Raw genomic sequence first — 19,213 nt, forward strand, 5'->3', positions numbered from 1 at the left:
ACACCGGGCTGGTAAAGTTCAACTGACGAACAATTAACAAGTTGCACGGATCGTGGCCAGTCAATACGTCTCGATTAGCGACTCGTGCCCGAGCGGGTCTCAGCCGGTGGGACGATCAGAAGCGCCGAACCTGATCGAGACGACGCAGCCGCAGCGTGGCACGTTCTCCTGCCAGAACCTGGCCGACCGGGTCATGCAGGCGCCGCCGCCAGTTCGGATGCTCGGTCGTGGTTCCCGGGATATTGGGTTGCTCCTCGAGGCCGATCGCGTCCTCGGTCGGGATCATCGCCAGTTCGCACGCCGAGGCCCCGACCTGGGCTACCGCCGCATCCACGACCGGGATGAGGTCCCACACCGCCGGCTCCGGTCCGGCACATGCGCCGCTGGCCTGCATCGCATGCCACAGCGCGCTCCGGTCGGCACGACGCGTGACCAGCTCGGCCTCTTCTTCCTGAACCGTGCCGCCCAGTTCAAGACGATGGCGGATATCGACGCCTTTCCACCAGCCGGCGACCGTCGGCAGGTCGTGCGTGCTCGTCATCGCACTGGCCTGCCTGGTCCACTGCGCCGGCGGCTTGAATGCCTTGTCGTCACGCTCGAACCACAGCACCCGCATCCCGTCGATACCGGCCTCCTGCAGCCGTTCCGGGAAGCCTTCCGGCACGGTGCCGAGATCCTCGCCCAGCACGATCGCCCGGTTCAGCAGAGATTCCAGCCGGGTGAGCCTGAGCAGGTCGGTTTCCGGCATTTGCAGGTAGGCACCCTGCGCGGCACTGCGGCCTTCCGGCACGATCCAGAGCCGCTTCAGTCCCATCGCGTGATCGATGCGCACGCCGCCGGCATGCCGCATGGCACCCTGCAGCATCTCGATGAAGGCTCGGAAACCATGCGCCCGCAGGCCGCGTCCGGAGAAGGCGGTGATGCCCCAGTTCTGCCCGTGCCGCTGCAGCAGGTCGGGCGGCGCCCCAACCGTCAACCCGACCAGGGACTCGCCCTGCCGGCTCCAGCAATGGCTGCCGCCCGAATCCGTGCCGACCGCGAGATCGGAGATCAGTCCGATCGGCATTCCGGCCTCTACCGTGGCATCCTGGGCCGCCTTCAGGCCACGGTCGGCGCGATATTGAAGCCAGGCATGGAACGTGACCTCGTCCGGATGCTGTTCGGTATAGGCGACGGCATCGGGGGCGTGCGGGGAGCGGAACCCTTCCGGCCAGTCCTTCCAGTTCCACGCCTCGCCGCGATCGCGCCAGAGGTGGGCGTGCAACGCCTCGAACAGGGCGTGCGCCTCGAGCTTGTCGCCCTCGGCTTTCCGCCAGTCATGGAACTCGTCCTCCTCCGACATGCCCAGGTCGAATTCCCGGCGCAGCCTTGAAAGGCGATCGCGGGCGACGGCGGGCCAGTCCACCAGGTCGAGGCTCTCGAGCCGTGCCGCTTCCTCGCCGGGATCGTCCACCGCGACATGCAGCACGTTCAGCATGATCCGGCTGGACGGTGCATAGGGGCTGAACCGGTCGGGATCGGCCGAGAACTGCGCGTGGACCGGGCTGATGGTGATCGCTGCGGCGCCATGCGTTGCCGCCTCGCGTACGAAGATATCGAGTGCCTCGAAATCGCCGACACCCCCGTCGCCGGGTCGCCTTAATGCATAGAGCTGTTGCGCCAGACCCCAGCACCGGGGCCGGTCGCCAGGCGACGGCTCGGGTGCATTAGCCAGCGCCGAGAGGGCGTCTCCGATCGTGAAGCAGCGATGCGGCGCAACCGCGACGGTGATTTCGCGCTGGGCAATCTCGAGCTGGTAGTAGCCCGGTTGCTCCGGCAGCTGCAGCCAGGCCTGCCCATCACGGGATATCGCAGTCCCGGTCGTATCGGTCCCGTCCGCAGCCCTCATCCGCCACGGACCGGCCGCAACCGGAAGCCCGAGGTCCGCACCTGCATCTCCCGTTACCAGGGGTGCCGGCGCTGCATCCACCTCGTCCATCTTGGAGATCAGCGCGTGCGCCTCCTCCGAACTGGAGGCACCGAGGCCGAGGGCCGCGAGAATGGCGCCGAGGTCGTCGGGCGCTACGTCGTGTTCCTTGCCGAACGCATCCTGCCACCGTGTCGAGATGCCGGCACGGTCGGCCAGGGTCTTCAGCAGCGCGTCGTCGAAACTCATGACCGGCCAACCTGTCTCGGCGCGAGGATCAGGGTCGCGAGCGGCGGCAGCGTCAGGGTCAGCGATGCGGGCTGGTCGCCGGTGCCGGTCTGCGATGCCTCAACGCTGCCATGGTTGCCGACGTCCGAGCCGCCGTAGCGCCCGGAGTCGCTGTTCAGCAGCTCGTCCCAGATCCCGGCCTCGGAGACGCCGAGCGTGTAGCCGTGACGAACCATCGGCGTGAAGTTGCAGATCACCAGGACCGGCCGCTGGCCGTAATGCCCGAAGCGCAGCCAGGCATAGACGCTCTGCTCGGCATCGTGCAGCACCACCCAGCGGAAACCGTCCGGATCGGTATCCTTGACGTGCAGCGCAGGCTCGCCGCGATACAGGGTGTTCAGGTCGCGCAGCAGCACCTGCATGCCGCGATGGCGCTCGTCGTCCAGGAGCCACCAGTCGAGCCCGGTATCGTGGTTCCATTCCCGGTGCTGCGCGATCTCGCTGCCCATGAACAGCAGCTTCTTGCCGGGATGGGTCCACATGAAGCCGTAATAGGCACGCAGGTTGGCGAACTTCTGCCACGCGTCGCCCGGCATCTTGCCGATCATCGAGCCTTTTCCGTACACCACCTCGTCATGCGAGATCGGCAGGACGAAGCGCTCGGAGAAGGCATAGACCAGGCCGAACGCGATCTCGCCATGATGCCAGCGGCGATTGATCGGCTCCTCCTCGATGTAGTGCAGGGTGTCGTGCATCCACCCCATGTTCCACTTGAAGTCGAAGCCCAGCCCACCCTCGTCGGCGCTGCGCGTGACCCCGGGGAAGGAAGTGGATTCCTCGGCGATCAGCACCGCACCCGGTGCGGTCTCGTGCACCGCGCGGCTGAGATCCTGCAGGAAGGCGATGGTTTCGAGGTTCTCGCGGCCACCGAACTTGTTCGGGACCCACTCGTCGTGCTTGCGGCTGTAGTCGCGATACAACATCGACGCCACCGCATCGACGCGCAGCCCGTCCACGTGGAAATGCCGCAACCAGAACAGGCCACCGCCGATCATGAAGCCGCGCACTTCGTTGCGGCCCAGGTTGTAGATGTAGGTGTTCCAATCCTGGTGGTAGCCCTCGAACGGGTTGCCGTGCTCGTAAAGAGGCGTCCCGTCGAAGTTCGCCAGCCCGTGCGCGTCGGTCGGGAAATGCCCCGGCACCCAATCCAGCAGCACGCCGATACCCGCCGCGTGGCACCGATCGACGAAGCCCGCGAACTGGGCCGGCGAGCCGAGGCGCGCGGTGGGGGCGAACTGGCCCAGCACCTGATAGCCCCAGGAGCCGCCGAACGGATGCTCCATGATCGGCATCAGCTCGATATGGGTGAAGCCCAGTTCGAGGATGTACGGGATCAGCCGGTCACCCAGCAGCTGCCAGCTCGGCTGGGTGCCGTCATGCGGCAGCCAGGACATCGCGTGCAGCTCGTAGATCGAGATCGGCGCATCGGCGGATTGTGCCGCGGCGCGTCGGTCCATCCAGGCATGGTCGGTCCACGCAAACGGCGCCGGATCATCGACCACCGAGGCGGTTGCGGGTGGAACCTCGGTCGCCCAGGCGACCGGGTCGGCGCGCCATGGCAGAATGTTGCCGTCCGGCCCGACCAGCTCGTACTTGTAGGTAGCGCCCGCGGCGACACGCGGCACGAAAAGTTCCCATACGCCGGACTGGCCCCGGACCCGCATCGGATGGCGTCGTCCGTCCCAGCCGTTGAACGAGCCGACGACGGACACACGCTGCGCATTCGGCGCCCACACCGCGAAACGCGTGCCGCTGACGCCGTCGACCGCAAGCACGTGCGCGCCGAGCACCTGCGCCAGGTCGCGATGCCGGCCTTCCGAGATCAGGTAGATGTCGAGGTCGCCGAGCTGCACGGGAAACGCGTACGGATCCTCGGTCTCCTGGATCGTCTCGCCACCCATCCCGTCGGGCACGAAGCTGCGCAGGAGATAGGGCAGGTCGGTCTCGACGGTGCCTGACCACAGCCCGTCCGCATGGATGCGGGCAAGCGTGCCGCGCACCGTCCCGGTGACGGCATCGACCACGTCGACGCGCCCGGCGTCCGGCAGGAAGGCGCGTATCGCAAAGCCGCCAGCGACCGGGTGCGGGCCGAGCAGTGAGAACGGATCCCCGTGCCGGGCGCGCACGAACGAGTCGACGGCGCCCGGATGCGGCAGATGATCAACCATTGGCAGTATCTCCGGCGCCGAGCAGTCGGGTCGCGATCTGGTCGAGGCCGTTCAGGGGAATGCCGATCCAGTCCGGCCGGTTGTCCGCCTCGTAGCGGATCTCGTAGGCGGCCTTCTCCAGCAGGAACAGGTCGAGCAGGGCCTGCTCCGCCTCGGGCTGGACCCAAGGGTTGCTGCTGGCCAGCAGCACGTCGCGATAGGCTTCCAGGAAGTCGGCGCCGGCGGAGATGCGGAACCGTGCGATCAGCTTGTCGCGACGGTCGTTGACCCGCTCGTTGGTGCTGTGCAGGCGCGACGATGCGGTCGCCGCCGCATAGTCGAACGAGCGCAGCATGCCCGCCACGTCGCGAAGGCCGGAGGAATGCGCACGGCGCTGCTCCATGGTCTTCGCGGGCTCGCCCTCGAAGTCGATCAGGTAGGCATCGCCACCGACCACCAGCACCTGGCCGAGATGGAAGTCCCCATGCACCCGGGTCCGCAGCGCGCCGATGCCGGTGCCGGCCAGCCGCCTGGCCAGCCCGTGCAGCTGCTCGTGCTGCCCGACCACGCGACGCGCCACGATGGCGATGGCATCGTCTTCCGGACCATCGACCAGCGGGCGCAGGGCGGCGACAGCGCGGTCGATCTGCTCGATCGCGCCCTCGGCCCAGGCCTGCAGATCGGCGTCCGTCACGAGTTCCGGCTTGAAGGCCGGATCCGATGTCGGAGCTGCAAGGACGTCGTGGAGCTGCGCCAGGCGCTTGCCGAGCGCATGCGCGAAGCTCGCATAGTTGCTGTAGAGGTCGGTCTGCAATTCATGCTCGGCGCCGGCGCTGGCCGTATCCGGTATGTCGGCCAGCGTGTCCTCGGCAGCCCGTGCCAGGTATTCGAGCGTCCACTGCCAGCCATCGCCCTGGTTGCGAACGAAGCCCTGCACCAGCACCAGCGTGTTCGGCGTGCCGTCTGCATCGTAGCGGGTGACCTCGCCGTACAGCGGCGGGCTGTTGGCATAGCCGCGCTCGGTCAGGGTGCGGGAGATCTCGGCTTCCGGGTGGATACCGGACAGCACCTTGCGCACGACCTTGAGCACCAGCTGGTCGTCGATGATCTGCGAACTGTTCGATTGCTCCGCCGACAACCGGCGGATATGCATCTCGGCCGGCCGCTCGATCTCGGCCAGGCGTGCGGTCTTGCGGAACTCGATCCGCTGCCCGGCTGCCTTGCCGTCCAGTTCGATCGTCGCATCGGCGGCGATCAGGTCGAGCACGGCCGTGGTGAAATCGTCGGTCGCGAACCCGTCGGTGACGTAGCCTACCAGCGGACCGCGACGGATGCGGGTCAGTGCCAGCTGCTGCGCAAGCGGGATGCAATTATCCTCGCGCGCCACGCCAAGCGGCAGGCAGTAACGCTCGACCCGGTCTCCCACGGCCACGTCGATCTCGGTCAGCAGCGACCTGTTGTCGCGATCGTCGCTCAGCGGCACCACGTAGGCGAGCGTGGCGCTCCGGAACGCCTCGCTCTTGGACGAGAACCAGCGCCGCTTCGGCAGGTAGGCCGGCAGCACTTCCTTCTCGATCAGGTCACGCGCTGCGCCCATGCCGATCTCGGTCATCTGGTTGCGCACGACGATGGTCGACAGGTCGGGCAGGGGCTCCGGGGTCGGGGTATGCCAGCTGGGCAAGGCCTGCTCGGCGGCCAGCATGAACCAGTAGAAGCCATACGGCGGCAGCGTGAGCAGATAGGTGAGCTGGCCGATCGGCGGGAAGATCGAGCCGCCGATGATGTCGACCGGAACCCGGCCGTTGAAGGCGCCGAGATCGAGTTCCACCGCCTGCGCGGAACGGGACAGGTTGTAGACGCACAGCAGCGTCTCGTTATGGCCTTCGAGCCCGTCGAGGTCGCGCAGGTAGGCCAGCACCTTGCGGTTGCCCGGATACAGGAAGCTCTGGGTGCCGCGGCCGAATGCGCGGTGGCGCTTGCGCACCTCCAGCATGCGACGCATCCAGTTCAGCAGCGAATGCTGGTCGGCTGACTGCGCCTCGACGTTGACCGACTGGTAGCCATAGATCGGGTCCATGATCGGCGGCATCACCAGCCCGGCCGGATCCGCGCGCGAGAACCCGCCATTGCGGTCGATCGACCACTGCATTGGCGTACGAACGCCGTCGCGGTCGCCGAGATAGATGTTGTCGCCCATCCCGATCTCGTCGCCGTAATAGATGACCGGGGTGCCGGGCATCGACAGCAGCAGGCCGTTCATCAGCTCGATGCGACGGCGGTCGTGCTGCATCAGCGGCGATAGCCGGCGGCGGATGCCGAGATTGATGCGCGCGCGCTTGTCCGACGCGTAGGTTTCCCACAGATAGTCGCGCTCCGACGAGGTCACCATCTCGAGCGTCAGCTCGTCATGGTTGCGCAGGAACACCGCCCACTGGCAGTTGTCCGGTATCGCCGGGGTCTGGCGCATGATGTCGGTGATCGGGAAGCGATCCTCGCGTGCGATCGCCATGTACATCCGCGGCATCAGCGGGAAGTGGAAGGACATGTGGCATTCGTCGCCCTCGCCGAAATAGGCCTGGGCATCCTCCGGCCACATGTTCGCCTCCGCGAGCAGCATGCGTCCCGGGGCGTAGGAGTCGATCTCGGCGCGGATGCGCTTGATGATGACGTGGGTCTCGGGAAGGTTCTCGTTGTTGGTCCCGTCGCGCTCGATCAGATAGGGCACCGCGTCGAGCCGGAGCCCGTCGATGCCGATATCGAGCCAGAAGCGCATCGCCGACAGCACCTCGTCCATGACCGCCGGATTGTCGAAGTTCAGGTCCGGCTGGTGGCTGTAGAAGCGATGCCAGTAATAGGCCTTGGCTTCCTCGTCCCAGGTCCAGTTCGACTTCTCGGTATCGCAGAAGATGATGCGGGTGCCGATGTACAGCGTGTCGGTGTCCGACCATACGTAGAAGTCGCGCTCCGGCGAGCCGGCCGGCGCCTTGCGTGCACGCTGGAACCAGCTGTGCTGGTCCGAGGTGTGGTTGATGACCAGCTCGGTGATGACACGGAGCCCGCGCTCGTGCGCCGCGACCACGAAGCGGCGCACGTCGTGCAGCGTGCCGTATTCCGGATGCACGCCGCGATAGTCCGAGATGTCGTAGCCGTCGTCGCGACGCGGGCTCGGGTAGAACGGCAGCATCCAGATCGCGGTGACGCCCAGATCGACGATGTAGTCCAGCTTCTGGAGCAGTCCCTCGAAATCGCCGACGCCGTCATTGTTGGCGTCGAAGAAGGATTTCAGATGGACCTGGTAGATCACCGCATCCTTGTACCAGAGCGGATCCTCGATCGGCGGCAAAGTCGCTTGATTGGTCATGGAGGGTTAAAGTCCCGGAGGATGGATTGCTGGGCTCGGATAGCGACTGGCCGGCGCGGACGGTCAGGAAGCAGGTGTGGCACGCCAGATCAGGTACGGCTGCTCCGGCGTCAAGGTGATGTCGTGGTATTTTCCGGACAGGGTGAAGCGGCTGTCGCCCACCAGGTCCTCCAGCTCCAGCGTCGCCTGCTCGGGAAGCGCCCATTTCCACAGCGGCAATTCGATCCGTGCCTGCTGGACATGATTGGGGTCCAGGCTGATCGCCACCAGGATGGTGTTGCTCCGGTCCGACGTGGCCTTCTCGAAGAACAGGATCGCATCGTTGGCCGCCGGCAGGAACGAGATGCCGTGGTGTGTGCGAAGCGCCGGGTTCTGGTTGCGGATCGCATTGAGCCTGGTGATCTCGGCGACGATGTTGCCGGGCCGGTCCCAGTCCCAGGTGCGGATCTGGAATTTCTCGCTGTCGAGATACTCCTCCTTGCCCGGCGCCAGCTTGGTGCCTTCGCACAGCTCGAAGCCGTTATAGACGCCCCATAGCCCGGACAGCGTCGCGGCGGCGGCGGCACGGATCAGGAAGGCGCCGCGCGTGGTGTCCTGCAGGAAGGCCGGGTTGATATCCGGCGTGTTCACGAAAAAATGCGGCCGGAAGAAGTCGCGCGGTGCTTCGGTGGTCAGCTGCGTGAGGTACTCGGTCAGCTCCACCTTGGTGTTGCGCCAGGTGAAGTAGGTGTAGCTCTGGCTGAACCCGACCTTGCCCAGCCGGTTCATCACCTTCGGCCGCGTGAACGCCTCGGCCAGGAACGCCGCATCCGGATAGCGCGCACGCACCTCGCCGATCATCCACTGCCAGAACGGGAACGGCTTGGTGTGCGGGTTGTCAACCCGGAACAGCCGGATGCCCTGCTCGCACCAGAACAGCACGACGTTCGCCAGCGCCAGCCACAAATCGGGCACGCTGCCGCCGGCATAGAAATCGACGTTGACGATGTCCTGGTATTTCTTCGGCGGGTTCTCGGCGTAGCGGATGGTGCCGTCGGGACGCCAGTCGAACCAGTCCTTGTGGTCGCGCAGCCAGGGATGGTCGGGCGAGCACTGGATCGCGAAATCCAGCGCCAGTTCCAGCCCATGTGCTTCCGCGGCCTCACGCAGATGCAGGAAGTCGGCAAGCGTTCCCAGCTCGGCATGGATGCCGTCATGGCCGCCATCCGCCGCGCCCACCGCGTACGGGCTGCCGACATCCTGCGGACCCGGGGTCAGCGTGTTGTTGGGGCCCTTGCGGTTGGTGCTGCCGATCGGATGGATCGGCGGGAAATACAGCACGTCGAAGCCCATCGCGCGCACCCGCGGCAGATGCCGCTCGACGTCTCGGAAGGTGCCGTGGCGCGTCGGATCGTCGGCCATCGAACGCGGGAAGACTTCGTACCAGCTTGCGAATCCCGCGCCGGTGCGTTCCGCATCCACCGGGATCTCGGCGCTCACGATGCTGAATGGCCGTGCATCGGCGGCGTGCATCAGCAGCGCGACGTCGTCCGAAAGCAGGATGGACCGCCTGGCATCCTCGTCCGCGGCGTCGAGGCTGGCCAGCAACGTGTCGAGCGTCGTGTGCCCGCGTGCGGCAGCGTCGCGGATGTGCCCGATACCCTCGAGGATCTCGAGCGAGGTCGGCACGCCGGCATTATGCTTGGCGGCAAGTTCGTGATGGAACGTGCCCCACACGTCGCGCCATGCCTCGACGCGATAGAGATGCATGCCGCGGGTTTCCAGCGGGAAGGACGCCTGCCATCGGTCGTTGCCGAGCAGCCGCATCGGCGCTTCCTGCCAGGTCTCGCTCAGCGCCTCGGACGGTCCCTGCCACTGCAGCGCCACCGCGAGCACATCGTGCCCGTCGCCGATCACGTCGATCTCGACGTCGACCAGCTCGCCGGCGGTCCGCTTGACCGGGAACAGGCCGCCATCCACCGCCGGGGTCGGCGCCTCGAGGGCCAGGCGGGGCCAATGCCCGGCACGCACCGCGAAGTCGCTGTCGAGCGGTAGCGGCGTGCCCTTGCCGAGACGCGTGGCGCGAAAGGCGTGGAGCGCGCCGGGTGCCAGGGTGAGAATGTGGCCTGGCACCAGCTTGTCATGCCCGGGCGACGGATCGGTACCGTCGAGTGGCGCGAACGGCGAGAATGCACCGCCGGTGGCCGGCAGCACCGATGCGGGATCCCAGGATACCGTACGGTCGCTGTGCATGTTCAGGACCAGCAAGGTCGCATCGTGACTGTTGCGCGGGTCGTCGGTGTTGCCACGCAGGATCGCGCTCACCGGTTGTCCCGGCGCGGACAGCATGCGCGGCGCCCCGAGATCGGCCAGGTGGGTGGCGATGTGGGACAGCGCAGCGAGGTCGGCCGTCTGTGCGAGCGATGCAGGCAGGATCCAGCCGATCCCCTCGGCGACCGCGAAACTCAAAGTCCGCATCGTGGCGGCGTCATCCGATCCGGTTCCAGCCGGCGCCCGGTTCGACGGCAGTTGGGCCAGCACCGGCGCTACCTGGCGCAGGATCTCGAGTTCACGGGCAAACCAGCTCGCGTGCCAGTCCCACCAGGCCAGCGAGGACAGCACGCCATCCAGCTGCAAGCCGGCAAGTCCGGCAAGCTCGTCCCAGGACGTGCCTGTGGTGTCTGCGATCAACAGCAGATCGGGCGCAGCCTTGCGTACTGCCTGCAGCAGCGGCCGCTTCAATCCGGCAGGGATTGCCGAGATGCCCCGCAGCAGCACGCCGGCTAAGCCTTGCGGTGCCAGGCCGGCCAGCGATGCGCCCCAGAAGGTACCGAGCGCCTCAGCCGATTGCGCGTCGTGCAGCGCAGCCTCGGCGATCGTGTCGGAGACGCCGTGCCTCGGATCGAGTGCGCGGTCGCGGCTCGGCTGCGGAAACAGGTCCGGGTGGGCCAGGGCGACACTGCCCGCGGCGACCACGCGATCGATGATGAGATCGGCCAGGATGGGATAGCCGAAGCCGGACACGGACTGGATGGCCGGTCCGACGTCGATCGTGTCGACGAGGCCGGGCGTCGCGTCGCCGAGAAACAGGTCCTGGACCAGGAGCCCGTCAAAGCCTGCGGGTAACGCCACGGGAACGTCCCGCGCGCTGGACTGCAGCAGCCGGGACGGCGTTCGTCCTGCCGACTCGGTCAGGACAGGCTTTGCGGGAATCCCCTGGTCAACACCGCGTCCGACCGGTTCGATCACGTCCATCTTGTCCCCGACGCTGCAGTTGGCATGACACGAGCGCGGCCGACAGACCGACATCGCGACGATCCTCGAACGAGGCCGATGTCATGAACCATTGAACGGACCATATCCATGGAACCCGCCTGGCTTCGGGCCGAACGTCGCGTCGCTCGGCGCGGTTCCACGGTCTTCCAGACAAACCACCAGCCGCCGAGCGGGACGGCTGGATAACTGTGACTACTGCAGGTCGACGCCGCCGCTGACCGCCTGGTAGGTGGCGATTGCCAGCGTCAACGGCTCGAACGGTTTGGTGATCACGAACGCCGGCTCGACCGCTTCGCCGGTCAGCAGCCGCTCCGGATAGGCGGTCACGAAGATCACAGGTGCATAATGATGCTTGAGGATCCGGCTGACCGCCGACGTGCCGTCCCCACCAAGCCCGAGGTTGATGTCGGCGAGGATCAGGCCCGGCTTCGTGGCCTGCGCCAGCCGCACCGCATCGGCCTCCGTCGAGGCTACGCCAACGACACGATGGCCGCAGCCCTGCACCAGCTCCTCGATATCCATCGCGATGATCGGCTCGTCCTCGATGATCAGCACGTCGGTGGCAGCCGATGCACGCAGGCGCTCGCGCGCATCGCCGAGCTGGGTGACCGCATCGGCAAGATCGAGTGTCACGATTGGGGCCGCATCCTCGATCGGTACTTCCTCGAGTGCGGTGAGCAGCAGCAGTTGCCGCTGCTTCGAGTTCAGCCCGTCGACCAGCGACGGCAGGGTGGAAATGCCGGCATCGAAACGCCGCGTGACCCAATGATAGAGGCCGTAGCGGGGCGTCAGCGTATCGTCGGTCGACGCGAGCATCTCGCGCAGGCTTTCCGCGACCAGCAAATCGCCGCGTGGTTGGCTTCCGGTAAGGGCACGGGCATAACGTCGTGCATAAGGAAGAGCGCGGAGTAGATCATCGCGCCGCGTGCTGGCCATCAATCGTTTCTCTCTGGATAGGAATTGGATTGCAGGTGGATGATCTGCCGGACGAGCCGAAGCCCCGCCCGGAGCTGGAGCTTGAAGGGACCGGACCGCACAAGACCCTCGTGCATCAGAACCGTGGCCGCCATGTGGCGCCGACGCAGGCCCTCGGGGCGGATGTGCACGACCAGATGTCCGGGCTGCTGCCCGACCTGCGCGCATTCGCCCGGTTCCTGACCCGGGATGTGACGGCCGCAGACGACCTCGTGCAGGACACGGTCGTCCGCGCGCTGGCGGCGCATGCGTCCTTCCAGCCGGGGACCAACCTGAAAGCCTGGCTGTTCACGATCGAGCGCAACGCCTTCTATGAACAGATGCGCCGGAAGCGGCGCGAGGTCCGGCTGCTGAGCGAGCAGATGCCGGTCGTCGAGCCGCAGTCGCCGGAGGCGTATCGGCGAGGGGACCTGTCGGACCTGCAGCGCGTGTTGTGGACGTTGCCGCCGCTTCTGCGCGAGGCGCTGGTCCTGGTCGGGGCGCAGGAGCTGAGCCACGAGGAAGCCGCCAGGATCTGCGGCGTTCCGGTCGGCACCATGAAGGCTCGCGTCTCGCGGGCCCGCAGCCAGCTTGCCCGCACCATGGGTGACGGACGTACCGAAGGCTGAAACCGGCGTGGCCGCCGAACGGCAGGCATTGCCGTGACGATGATCGACTATCGCTGCCTCCCTCGATCGGCGGACGGTCACAGGGCGACGCACCACGCGCCGGCTGATCCCGCCCTGGTTCGGCTGTGCCTGCTCGGTCACCCGGTATGTCCCGGCCATTATCCCGCCGGTCCATGGCCATTCAGGCGGACGCTAGGCCGGAACCAGCACGGTTGCGTTTCCTGCGGCGTGTGTAAAGGCTTGCTCCAAACCGGGCCACTCTACAACTCGCCGCCGATGACTTTCCTGCTCTTCGGGCACGGTTTTCCGCTGTTCGAACAGCCGCCCGGCACGCACGCTCGCCCGGCGTTCATTTTTTCAAACCCATGCAACTCTCCCGTTTCCGCGTTCATTGCTCGGGCAGATTAGGAGACATGTGCACCATGGCGAACAGCTTCCACGACCAGGTCATCACCATTCTCCCAAAGCTTCGCGTGCAGGCGCTGGCGCTGACACGCAATCGGGCCGCGGCCGAGGATCTGGTGCAGGATGCGGTTTGCAACGCATTGTCGGCTCAGAACAGCTTCATCCCCGGCACGAATTTCCCGGCCTGGATGCACCGCATCCTTCGCAACCGGTTCATCTCCAACCTGCGCAAGCGCCGGGACACGACCGACATCGACGATGTGCCGGCGTCGGCGTTCGCGACCGAGGCGCCGCATGAGGATCGTCTCGCACTCAAGGATCTCAGCAAGGCGATGACTCGCCTGCCGGCAGACCAGCGTGAGGCGTTGATCATGGTCGTGGTCCAGGGGATGAGCTACGAGAACCTTGCCGAAGCGACGGGTTGCGCAGTCGGTACGGCGAAAAGCCGGGTGTTTCGCGCACGTCGTCAGCTGGAGACCTGGTTGATGGGCGAGGTTCCCGAGCGGGCCGACGACCGTGCCGCTGCTGCGCGGGCGAGCGCGATCAGCAGGGCGATGGATGCGCGTCTGCTGGAGGCAAGCCGGGCCGGACGTGTTACATACTGATACGTCGTCGTTATGACGCGATTGGAAGTCATATCGGTGCTATGATGGAACGGGCCCGGTAAGGGCCCGTTATCATATTCTTGAGCGCTCGATTTCAGTTCCTGGGATGATTTAGGTTGATGACGCCAGCGAACGACAAGCCTCCACTCGGGCGTTCGCAACTCCCTCCGAAAAAGAAACGCAGGACCGACAGTGCGTTCGATCAGTGGCTGCAGCGGGGGCTTCATCAGATGTTCGACGATGTTGCCAACGAGCCCGTGCCCGAGGATCTCCTCAAGCTAATCGAGGATGATCGCGAGCCCTGACATGGGGTTGTCCCGACTGGAGCGGCTGCGTCATGGCGGATCGCGCGGCAGACACCTGCATCGACTGCTCGACAGCGTCAGCACCCGTCTCGTGGCGCTCATCATGCTGTCGGTCCTGCCGCTTGCAGCTCTGGCATCGCTGCTCGCTTGGCATAATTACGAAACGACGCGCGACGCCAGCCTGAGCCGGGCAGGAGTGGTGGCCGAGGCCCTCACCATCCAGTCCGCGCAGCAGATTGCCGATACCGAAAGAATGCTGCGCGCACTCTCGCATCAGCCCGGATTGCAGGACCCCCTGCAATGCACCGAACTGCTGCGTCTCGCGAAGGTCCTGAAGACCGCGCCGCTGATCAGCCTCAGGCTGATGAACACCGATGGTGCGGTGGTCTGCGGAGAGCCCGTCACCAGCGTCGTCCACCGCGACACGGCACGACCGGCCGTAAAGAGCGAAGCGCCCGTCCGCGACACGATCACCCTGCGGCCGGTGCTGCATGGGTATGACGGCCACGGCCGTGCGCTGCTCCGACTGTCGCTGGACGCGATGGGTCCTGCGGGAGCCGGCATACTCGTCGCCGAGATGCCGCTCGGATGGGCCCGTGCCGAGGTCGACGATGCCGGCCTCTGGCATTCGCTGATGGGCCCGGCCGGGGAGACCGAGGCATGGCTGATCGGCTCCGACGGCAGCCGTGTCCCACTGTGCCGCGATTGCGGCTGGTCGATGGGCCGCAGAGGTGTGGTCTCGAAAGCATACGACGCGGGCAGCTACCTCAAGCGAAACATGATCGGCGACATCTCCCTGCTGATCACCACGGTGCCCAGCAAGCAGGAAAGTCTTGCCCGGGCGACCTTCCTCTGGCGGGTGCTTGCGATCGTCTCGCTCCTGGCAGCCGGGATGGCCGCCGTCGCGATGGGCGCCAACATCCTGATCGTCGCGCCACTCCGCGCGATCACCCATTCGGTTACCGAGTGGCGACGCGCCGGGGCCTATGACCCTCGTCATACGCGGCTGACCCCGATCGAACTCAGGCAGCTCTCGCGAGCCTTCACCCAGGCGACGCGGACGCTGAACGCGCATGAGGAGCGCCTGGAGAAAGCCGAGGCCAAGCAGGAGCTGCTGATCAAGGAAATCCACCATCGGGTGAAGAACAACCTGCAGATCATCGCCTCGCTGCTGAACCTGCAGGCCAACCGGATCCGCCAGCCGGAAGCCAAGGCCGAGTTCGCATCCGCCCGTGACCGGGTACGCGCGCTGGCGACGCTGCACCGCTATCTCTACTCCGAGGGCGAGATGCACACGTTGAACATGCGTTCGTTCCTCCTTGAGCTATGCGGCCAGCTGTTTCAGGCGATCGGCGAGAAGGAAGGTCGGCGGATCAGGCTCGACATCGAGGCACCGGAGATCGTGATGTCCACCGACCAGGCGGTTCCGCTGGCCCTGGTGGTGACCGAGGCGGTCAGCAACGCCATCAAGTACGCCTTTCCGGGTGGGCGCAGCGGCGTGGTGTCGGTGCGGCTGGCCGAGGAGACGACCGGTATCGCCACGCTGGTGATCGAGGATGATGGCGTCGGGATCCCGGCTGGACGGGCCGAGACCGAGGCCGGGATTCGCGACGGGCTGGGCATCCAGCTGATCCGCGGCTTCGCGCGCCAGCTCGGCGCGACGCTGGAGGTGGTGGAGGGCGAGCCCGGTTCCGACATCAAGACGACCGGCACCCGTTACACGCTGCAGGTGCCGCTGCACCCCAAGGTCGAGACCTATTCGGGACCGGACGAGGCCGAAGGAGCATCGGTCTAGCCACGGCTCCGGAAGCATGAACATTAATCAAGAATGCCTTGAGGGCCTGGGCATCCTCCGCCGGCATCTCTAGATCGGCAGGGTGATGACCGCCAACCGAACACTCATCCGCGCCTGGTCGCGCACCCAGTCCCGGATCGGCAGGCGTCAGGCGATGCCGGCGATCCTGTTCGGCCTTGCCTCGACGGCCCTCGCCATCGGCCAGGCCTGGTGCATTGCCGTGATACTGGCCCACGCCCTGGCCTGGGCGTTTGCCGGCAACAAGCACGTCGTGCCCCCGCCCGGTTGGGAGCTGGTCGTCCTGTTCGGGCTGCTGGCCCTGATGCGGGCCGGGCTGCAGATCCAGCAGGAAACCCGCGCGGCTGCCACCGCCTCCGCGTCACGCCGGCGCCTGCGCGGCGAAGCCCTTGCGGCGGTGCTGGCCGAAGGCCCGTCACTGCTGCGCCGCCAGCACAGCGGCGCATTGACCGCCCTGCTGGTCGACCGGATCGAGGCGCTGGACGGATTCTTCGGACGATGGATTCCCGCGGCGACGCTGGCGATGCTGTCTCCCGGCCTGGTGCTGCTGGTCGTGCTGGTCGTGCAGCCTCGGGCGGCACTGGTCCTGCTGTTGTGCGGCCTGGCGGTCCCGGTTTCGCAGGCGGTGTTCGGGATCGGCGCGGCGGTAGCGTCACGGCGTCAGTTCATGGCGATGAGCCGCCTGCAGGCGCGCTTCCTCGACCGTATCCGCGGGATCGCCACGATCGTGCTGGCCGGGCGCGCCGACGACGAGGCCGACCGCCTCGGCATAGCAGCCGATGAGTTGCGCCAGCGCACCATGCGTGTGCTGCGGGTTGCATTCCTGTCATCCGCAGCCCTGGATTGTGCGCTTGCAGTCGCCCTGGTGGTGATCGCACTTCTGGATGGGAGGGCGTTGCTGGCCGGAGGCTCCACCGTGTCATGGGTCGGCGCCCTGCTCCTGCCGCGCTCGCTGTTCGCGCTGCTCCTGGTGCCCGAGTTTTTCGCCCCGCTCCGCAGTTTCGCGCTCGCCTACCAGGACCGCATGCAGGCGGCGGGTGCCGCCGAAGCGCTGGATGACCTGGCCCCGCGCGATCGCGCCGGCCAGCGTCTCGACGCCGCACAAATCCCGCCGCAAGTCTCGCCGCCGCCGGTTCGCACGGTTGCCGCGAACGGGGTCAGCGTGGCCTTCGAAGGGGTATCCTTTGCCTGGGACGCCGCGCGCGGTCTGGCCCTCGACGACGTCAGCTTCCGTATTCCCGCCCAGGAAACCATGGTGCTGGCCGGTCCCTCGGGCAGCGGCAAGTCCACCATCATCGAGATGCTGCTCGGCTTCGTCAGTCCCGACGAGGGCCGGATCACCCTGAACGGCGCCGACCTGGCCTCTATCGTGCCGGAGGCGCTGTCGCGCATGACGTCCTGGATCGGCCAGCGACCGCTGCTGTTCGCCGGCTCGGTGCGGGACAACGTGCTGTTCGCGCGCCCCGACGCCTCGGATGCGGACCTGGCCGCCGCCCTGCGTGCGGCTGCGATGGACGAATTCGTGGCCCAGCTTCCCGCAGGGCTCGACACCGTCATCGGCGAGGGCGGCTACGGCCTGTCCGGCGGGCAGGCGCAGCGTGTGGCGATCGCCCGGGCCTTCCTGCGCAATGCGCCGCTGCTGCTGCTGGACGAGCCGACCGCGCACCTCGATCCGGTCACCGAGAAGGAGATACTGGACAGCCTGCGCCGCCTGGCAGTCGGCCGCACGGTGTTGCTGGCCAGCCATTCGTCGGCGGCCCACGCTTTTCTCGGCCGGCGCCTGGATCTCGCCCAGGGCCGTATCGTCCGCCCGCCCGCCTACACCCAGGAAGCCAGCGTATGAGCGACCTCGCGGATCATGATTCCGGCACGTCCGGCCAGGGCCTGCGTCCAATACTGACCATCCTCTCGCTCTGGCGTCGCCGTGCGCCCGGGCTGGTGATCGGGCTGATCGTCTCCGTGCTGGCATTCGGGTTCGGGCTGGCCCTGCTCGGTGCATCCGGCTTGCGGCTGGCCGGGACCGGTGCGGGGATCGTCCTCGCCTCCGCCCTGCTGCTGCGCCTGCTCGGCGTCGGCAGGGTGGTGCTCCGCTACGGCGAACGCCTCACGACGCATGACGCGATGTTTCGGGCGCTGGCCGATCTCAGGGTCTGGTTCTTCCGGAAACTGGCACGCAGCGCCGCTGGCGGCCTCGGCTTCCGCCGCTCGGGCGACCTGCTCTCCCGGATGGTCGGCGATGTCGAGGCGCTTGACGGGCTCTACTTGCGTATCCTGGTGCCGCTGGCCGGCGGGCTCGTGGCACTGCCGATCGTGTTCCTGCTGGCGCTGCATCATGGGCTCGGGCTTGCACTGGTGCTGGCGCTCCTGTTCGTGCTGGCGGCGTTCGTGTTGCCGTTCCTTGCCGGCCGGCTGGTAAATCACGACTCGGCCGCACTGGCCGGGCGGTCGGCGCGCCTGCGCGTCTCGGTGCTGGATCTGGTCAGCGGACTGCGCGAGGTGCGCGCCTTCAATGCGGAGGGTCGCATGCTTGCCGGCCTACAGGCGCGCGAATCCGCGCTGCTGTCGCTGCAGCAGACCCTCGCGCACCGCAACGCGGTGGCTGGCGCCGCGTCGTTCCTGTGCCAGCAGCTCGCCGTGGTGGTCGTGCTGGCGTCGGTCGCCGGCCTGGCGTTCGGCCGGATGAACCCGATCTTCGCGACGCTGCTGCTGTTCGTGCTGTTCGCCTGCTTCGAGATCGTCGGCGGCCTGACCAGGGCCGGAGCATTGGCGGGCCATGTCGCCCATGCGGCCGGGCGCGTCGTCGGCGTCGATGCCGGGATTGCCCCGCCTGTCCCGGCAGTGGCTCCGGCAACACCGAGCGGGCACGCGTTGCGGTTCCGCGATGTCGGGTTTCGCTGGCAGCCGGACCGCCCGCCGGTCTTCGAGCACCTGACGCTGGACATACCGCAGGGCGCGCGCATCGCGGTGCTTGGACCGTCCGGATCGGGCAAGTCCAGCCTTGCGGCGCTGCTGCTCCGGGTGGCGGCGCCGCAGACCGGTGCGATCAGCCTCGGCGGCGTCGATCTGGCCGAACTGGACGAGGCGACGCTCCGCTCCAGCATCGCCTGGCTGAGCCAGTCCACCCATCTGTTCGACGATACGATCCGGGCCAACCTGCTGCTCGGCCGTCCGGGTGCGACGGATGCCGAACTCTGGCAGGCGCTCGACCAGGCTGCAGTCGGCGACGTGGTGCGCGGGCTGCCCGATACGCTCGATAACTGGCTGGGCGAAGGCGGCGCCGGTCTGTCGGGCGGGCAGGGACGACGGATCGCGCTGGCGCGCACACTGCTTTCGCCGGCACCGATCCTGATCCTGGACGAGCCCGGCGCAGGACTCGATGCCGAGACCGAGCAGGCCTTCCTGGCCACGCTGAACACCGTGGCGGCCGGTCGGACCGTCATCCTGATCGCGCATCGCCTGACGGGCGTGGAACGGCTGGACCGGATCTGGCGTCTGTCCAATGGAATCGCGACCGCCGCGGCCGGCTGAAGTGCGCCCGCGCGCTC

11 protein-coding genes are annotated in these 19,213 nt (G+C 67.1%); 6 read left to right on the forward strand and 5 right to left on the reverse strand.

What is annotated here, in order from left to right; all coding sequences use genetic code 11:
• Positions 1 to 115: 115 nt before the first annotated feature.
• The 5 genes from malQ to HN018_RS07310 all read right to left on the reverse strand — a co-directional run bounded on the left by malQ (position 116) and on the right by HN018_RS07310 (position 11,893).
• Positions 116 to 2,155: a 4-alpha-glucanotransferase gene (malQ, locus tag HN018_RS07290; RefSeq protein WP_171834863.1), complete on the reverse strand. Its 2,040-nt coding sequence runs from the start codon at positions 2,153 to 2,155 to the stop codon at positions 116 to 118.
• Positions 2,152 to 4,362, reverse strand: a complete 2,211-nt coding sequence (gene glgB, locus HN018_RS07295; RefSeq protein ID WP_171834864.1) for a 1,4-alpha-glucan branching protein GlgB — start codon at positions 4,360 to 4,362, stop codon at positions 2,152 to 2,154. The genes malQ and glgB overlap by 4 nt, the downstream gene beginning before the upstream one ends.
• Complete coding sequence (gene treS, locus HN018_RS07300; protein WP_171834865.1) at positions 4,355 to 7,702, reverse strand: maltose alpha-D-glucosyltransferase; 3,348 nt, start codon at positions 7,700 to 7,702, stop codon at positions 4,355 to 4,357. The genes glgB and treS overlap by 8 nt, the downstream gene beginning before the upstream one ends.
• 63 nt (positions 7,703 to 7,765) lie before the next feature.
• Complete coding sequence (locus HN018_RS07305; RefSeq protein WP_239479117.1) at positions 7,766 to 10,990, reverse strand: alpha-1,4-glucan--maltose-1-phosphate maltosyltransferase; 3,225 nt, start codon at positions 10,988 to 10,990, stop codon at positions 7,766 to 7,768.
• 159 nt (positions 10,991 to 11,149) lie between these two features.
• A complete protein-coding gene (locus HN018_RS07310; RefSeq protein WP_171834866.1) occupies positions 11,150 to 11,893 on the reverse strand; it encodes a response regulator in 744 nt (247 codons plus the stop codon).
• Positions 11,894 to 12,069: 176 nt separating this feature from the next.
• Here HN018_RS07310 and HN018_RS07315 point away from each other — a divergent pair, with 176 nt between their 5' ends.
• From HN018_RS07315 to cydC, 6 genes are all read left to right on the forward strand, one after another.
• Positions 12,070 to 12,540, forward strand: a complete 471-nt coding sequence (locus HN018_RS07315) for a sigma-70 family RNA polymerase sigma factor (RefSeq protein WP_171835016.1) — start codon at positions 12,070 to 12,072, stop codon at positions 12,538 to 12,540.
• Positions 12,541 to 12,962: 422 nt separating this feature from the next.
• Complete coding sequence (locus HN018_RS07320) at positions 12,963 to 13,550, forward strand: sigma-70 family RNA polymerase sigma factor (protein WP_171834867.1); 588 nt, start codon at positions 12,963 to 12,965, stop codon at positions 13,548 to 13,550.
• Between the two features lie 119 nt (positions 13,551 to 13,669).
• Positions 13,670 to 13,855, forward strand: a complete 186-nt coding sequence (locus HN018_RS07325) for a NepR family anti-sigma factor (RefSeq protein ID WP_171834868.1) — start codon at positions 13,670 to 13,672, stop codon at positions 13,853 to 13,855.
• On the forward strand, positions 13,839 to 15,650 hold the full coding sequence (locus HN018_RS07330) for a sensor histidine kinase (protein WP_171834869.1): 1,812 nt from the start codon (positions 13,839 to 13,841) through the stop codon (positions 15,648 to 15,650). Before HN018_RS07325 ends, HN018_RS07330 begins: the two co-directional genes overlap by 17 nt.
• Before the next feature lie 85 nt (positions 15,651 to 15,735).
• Positions 15,736 to 17,511, forward strand: a complete 1,776-nt coding sequence (gene cydD, locus HN018_RS07335; RefSeq protein ID WP_171834870.1) for a thiol reductant ABC exporter subunit CydD — start codon at positions 15,736 to 15,738, stop codon at positions 17,509 to 17,511.
• Entirely contained in the window at positions 17,508 to 19,196 is a 1,689-nt protein-coding gene (gene cydC, locus HN018_RS07340; RefSeq protein WP_171834871.1) for a thiol reductant ABC exporter subunit CydC, read from the forward strand. The genes cydD and cydC overlap by 4 nt, the downstream gene beginning before the upstream one ends.
• The last annotated feature ends 17 nt before the right edge of the window (positions 19,197 to 19,213 follow it).

This window comes from Lichenicola cladoniae (genome assembly GCF_013201075.1).
In the GTDB taxonomy this organism is placed as follows: Bacteria; Pseudomonadota; Alphaproteobacteria; order Acetobacterales; family Acetobacteraceae; genus Lichenicola; species Lichenicola cladoniae.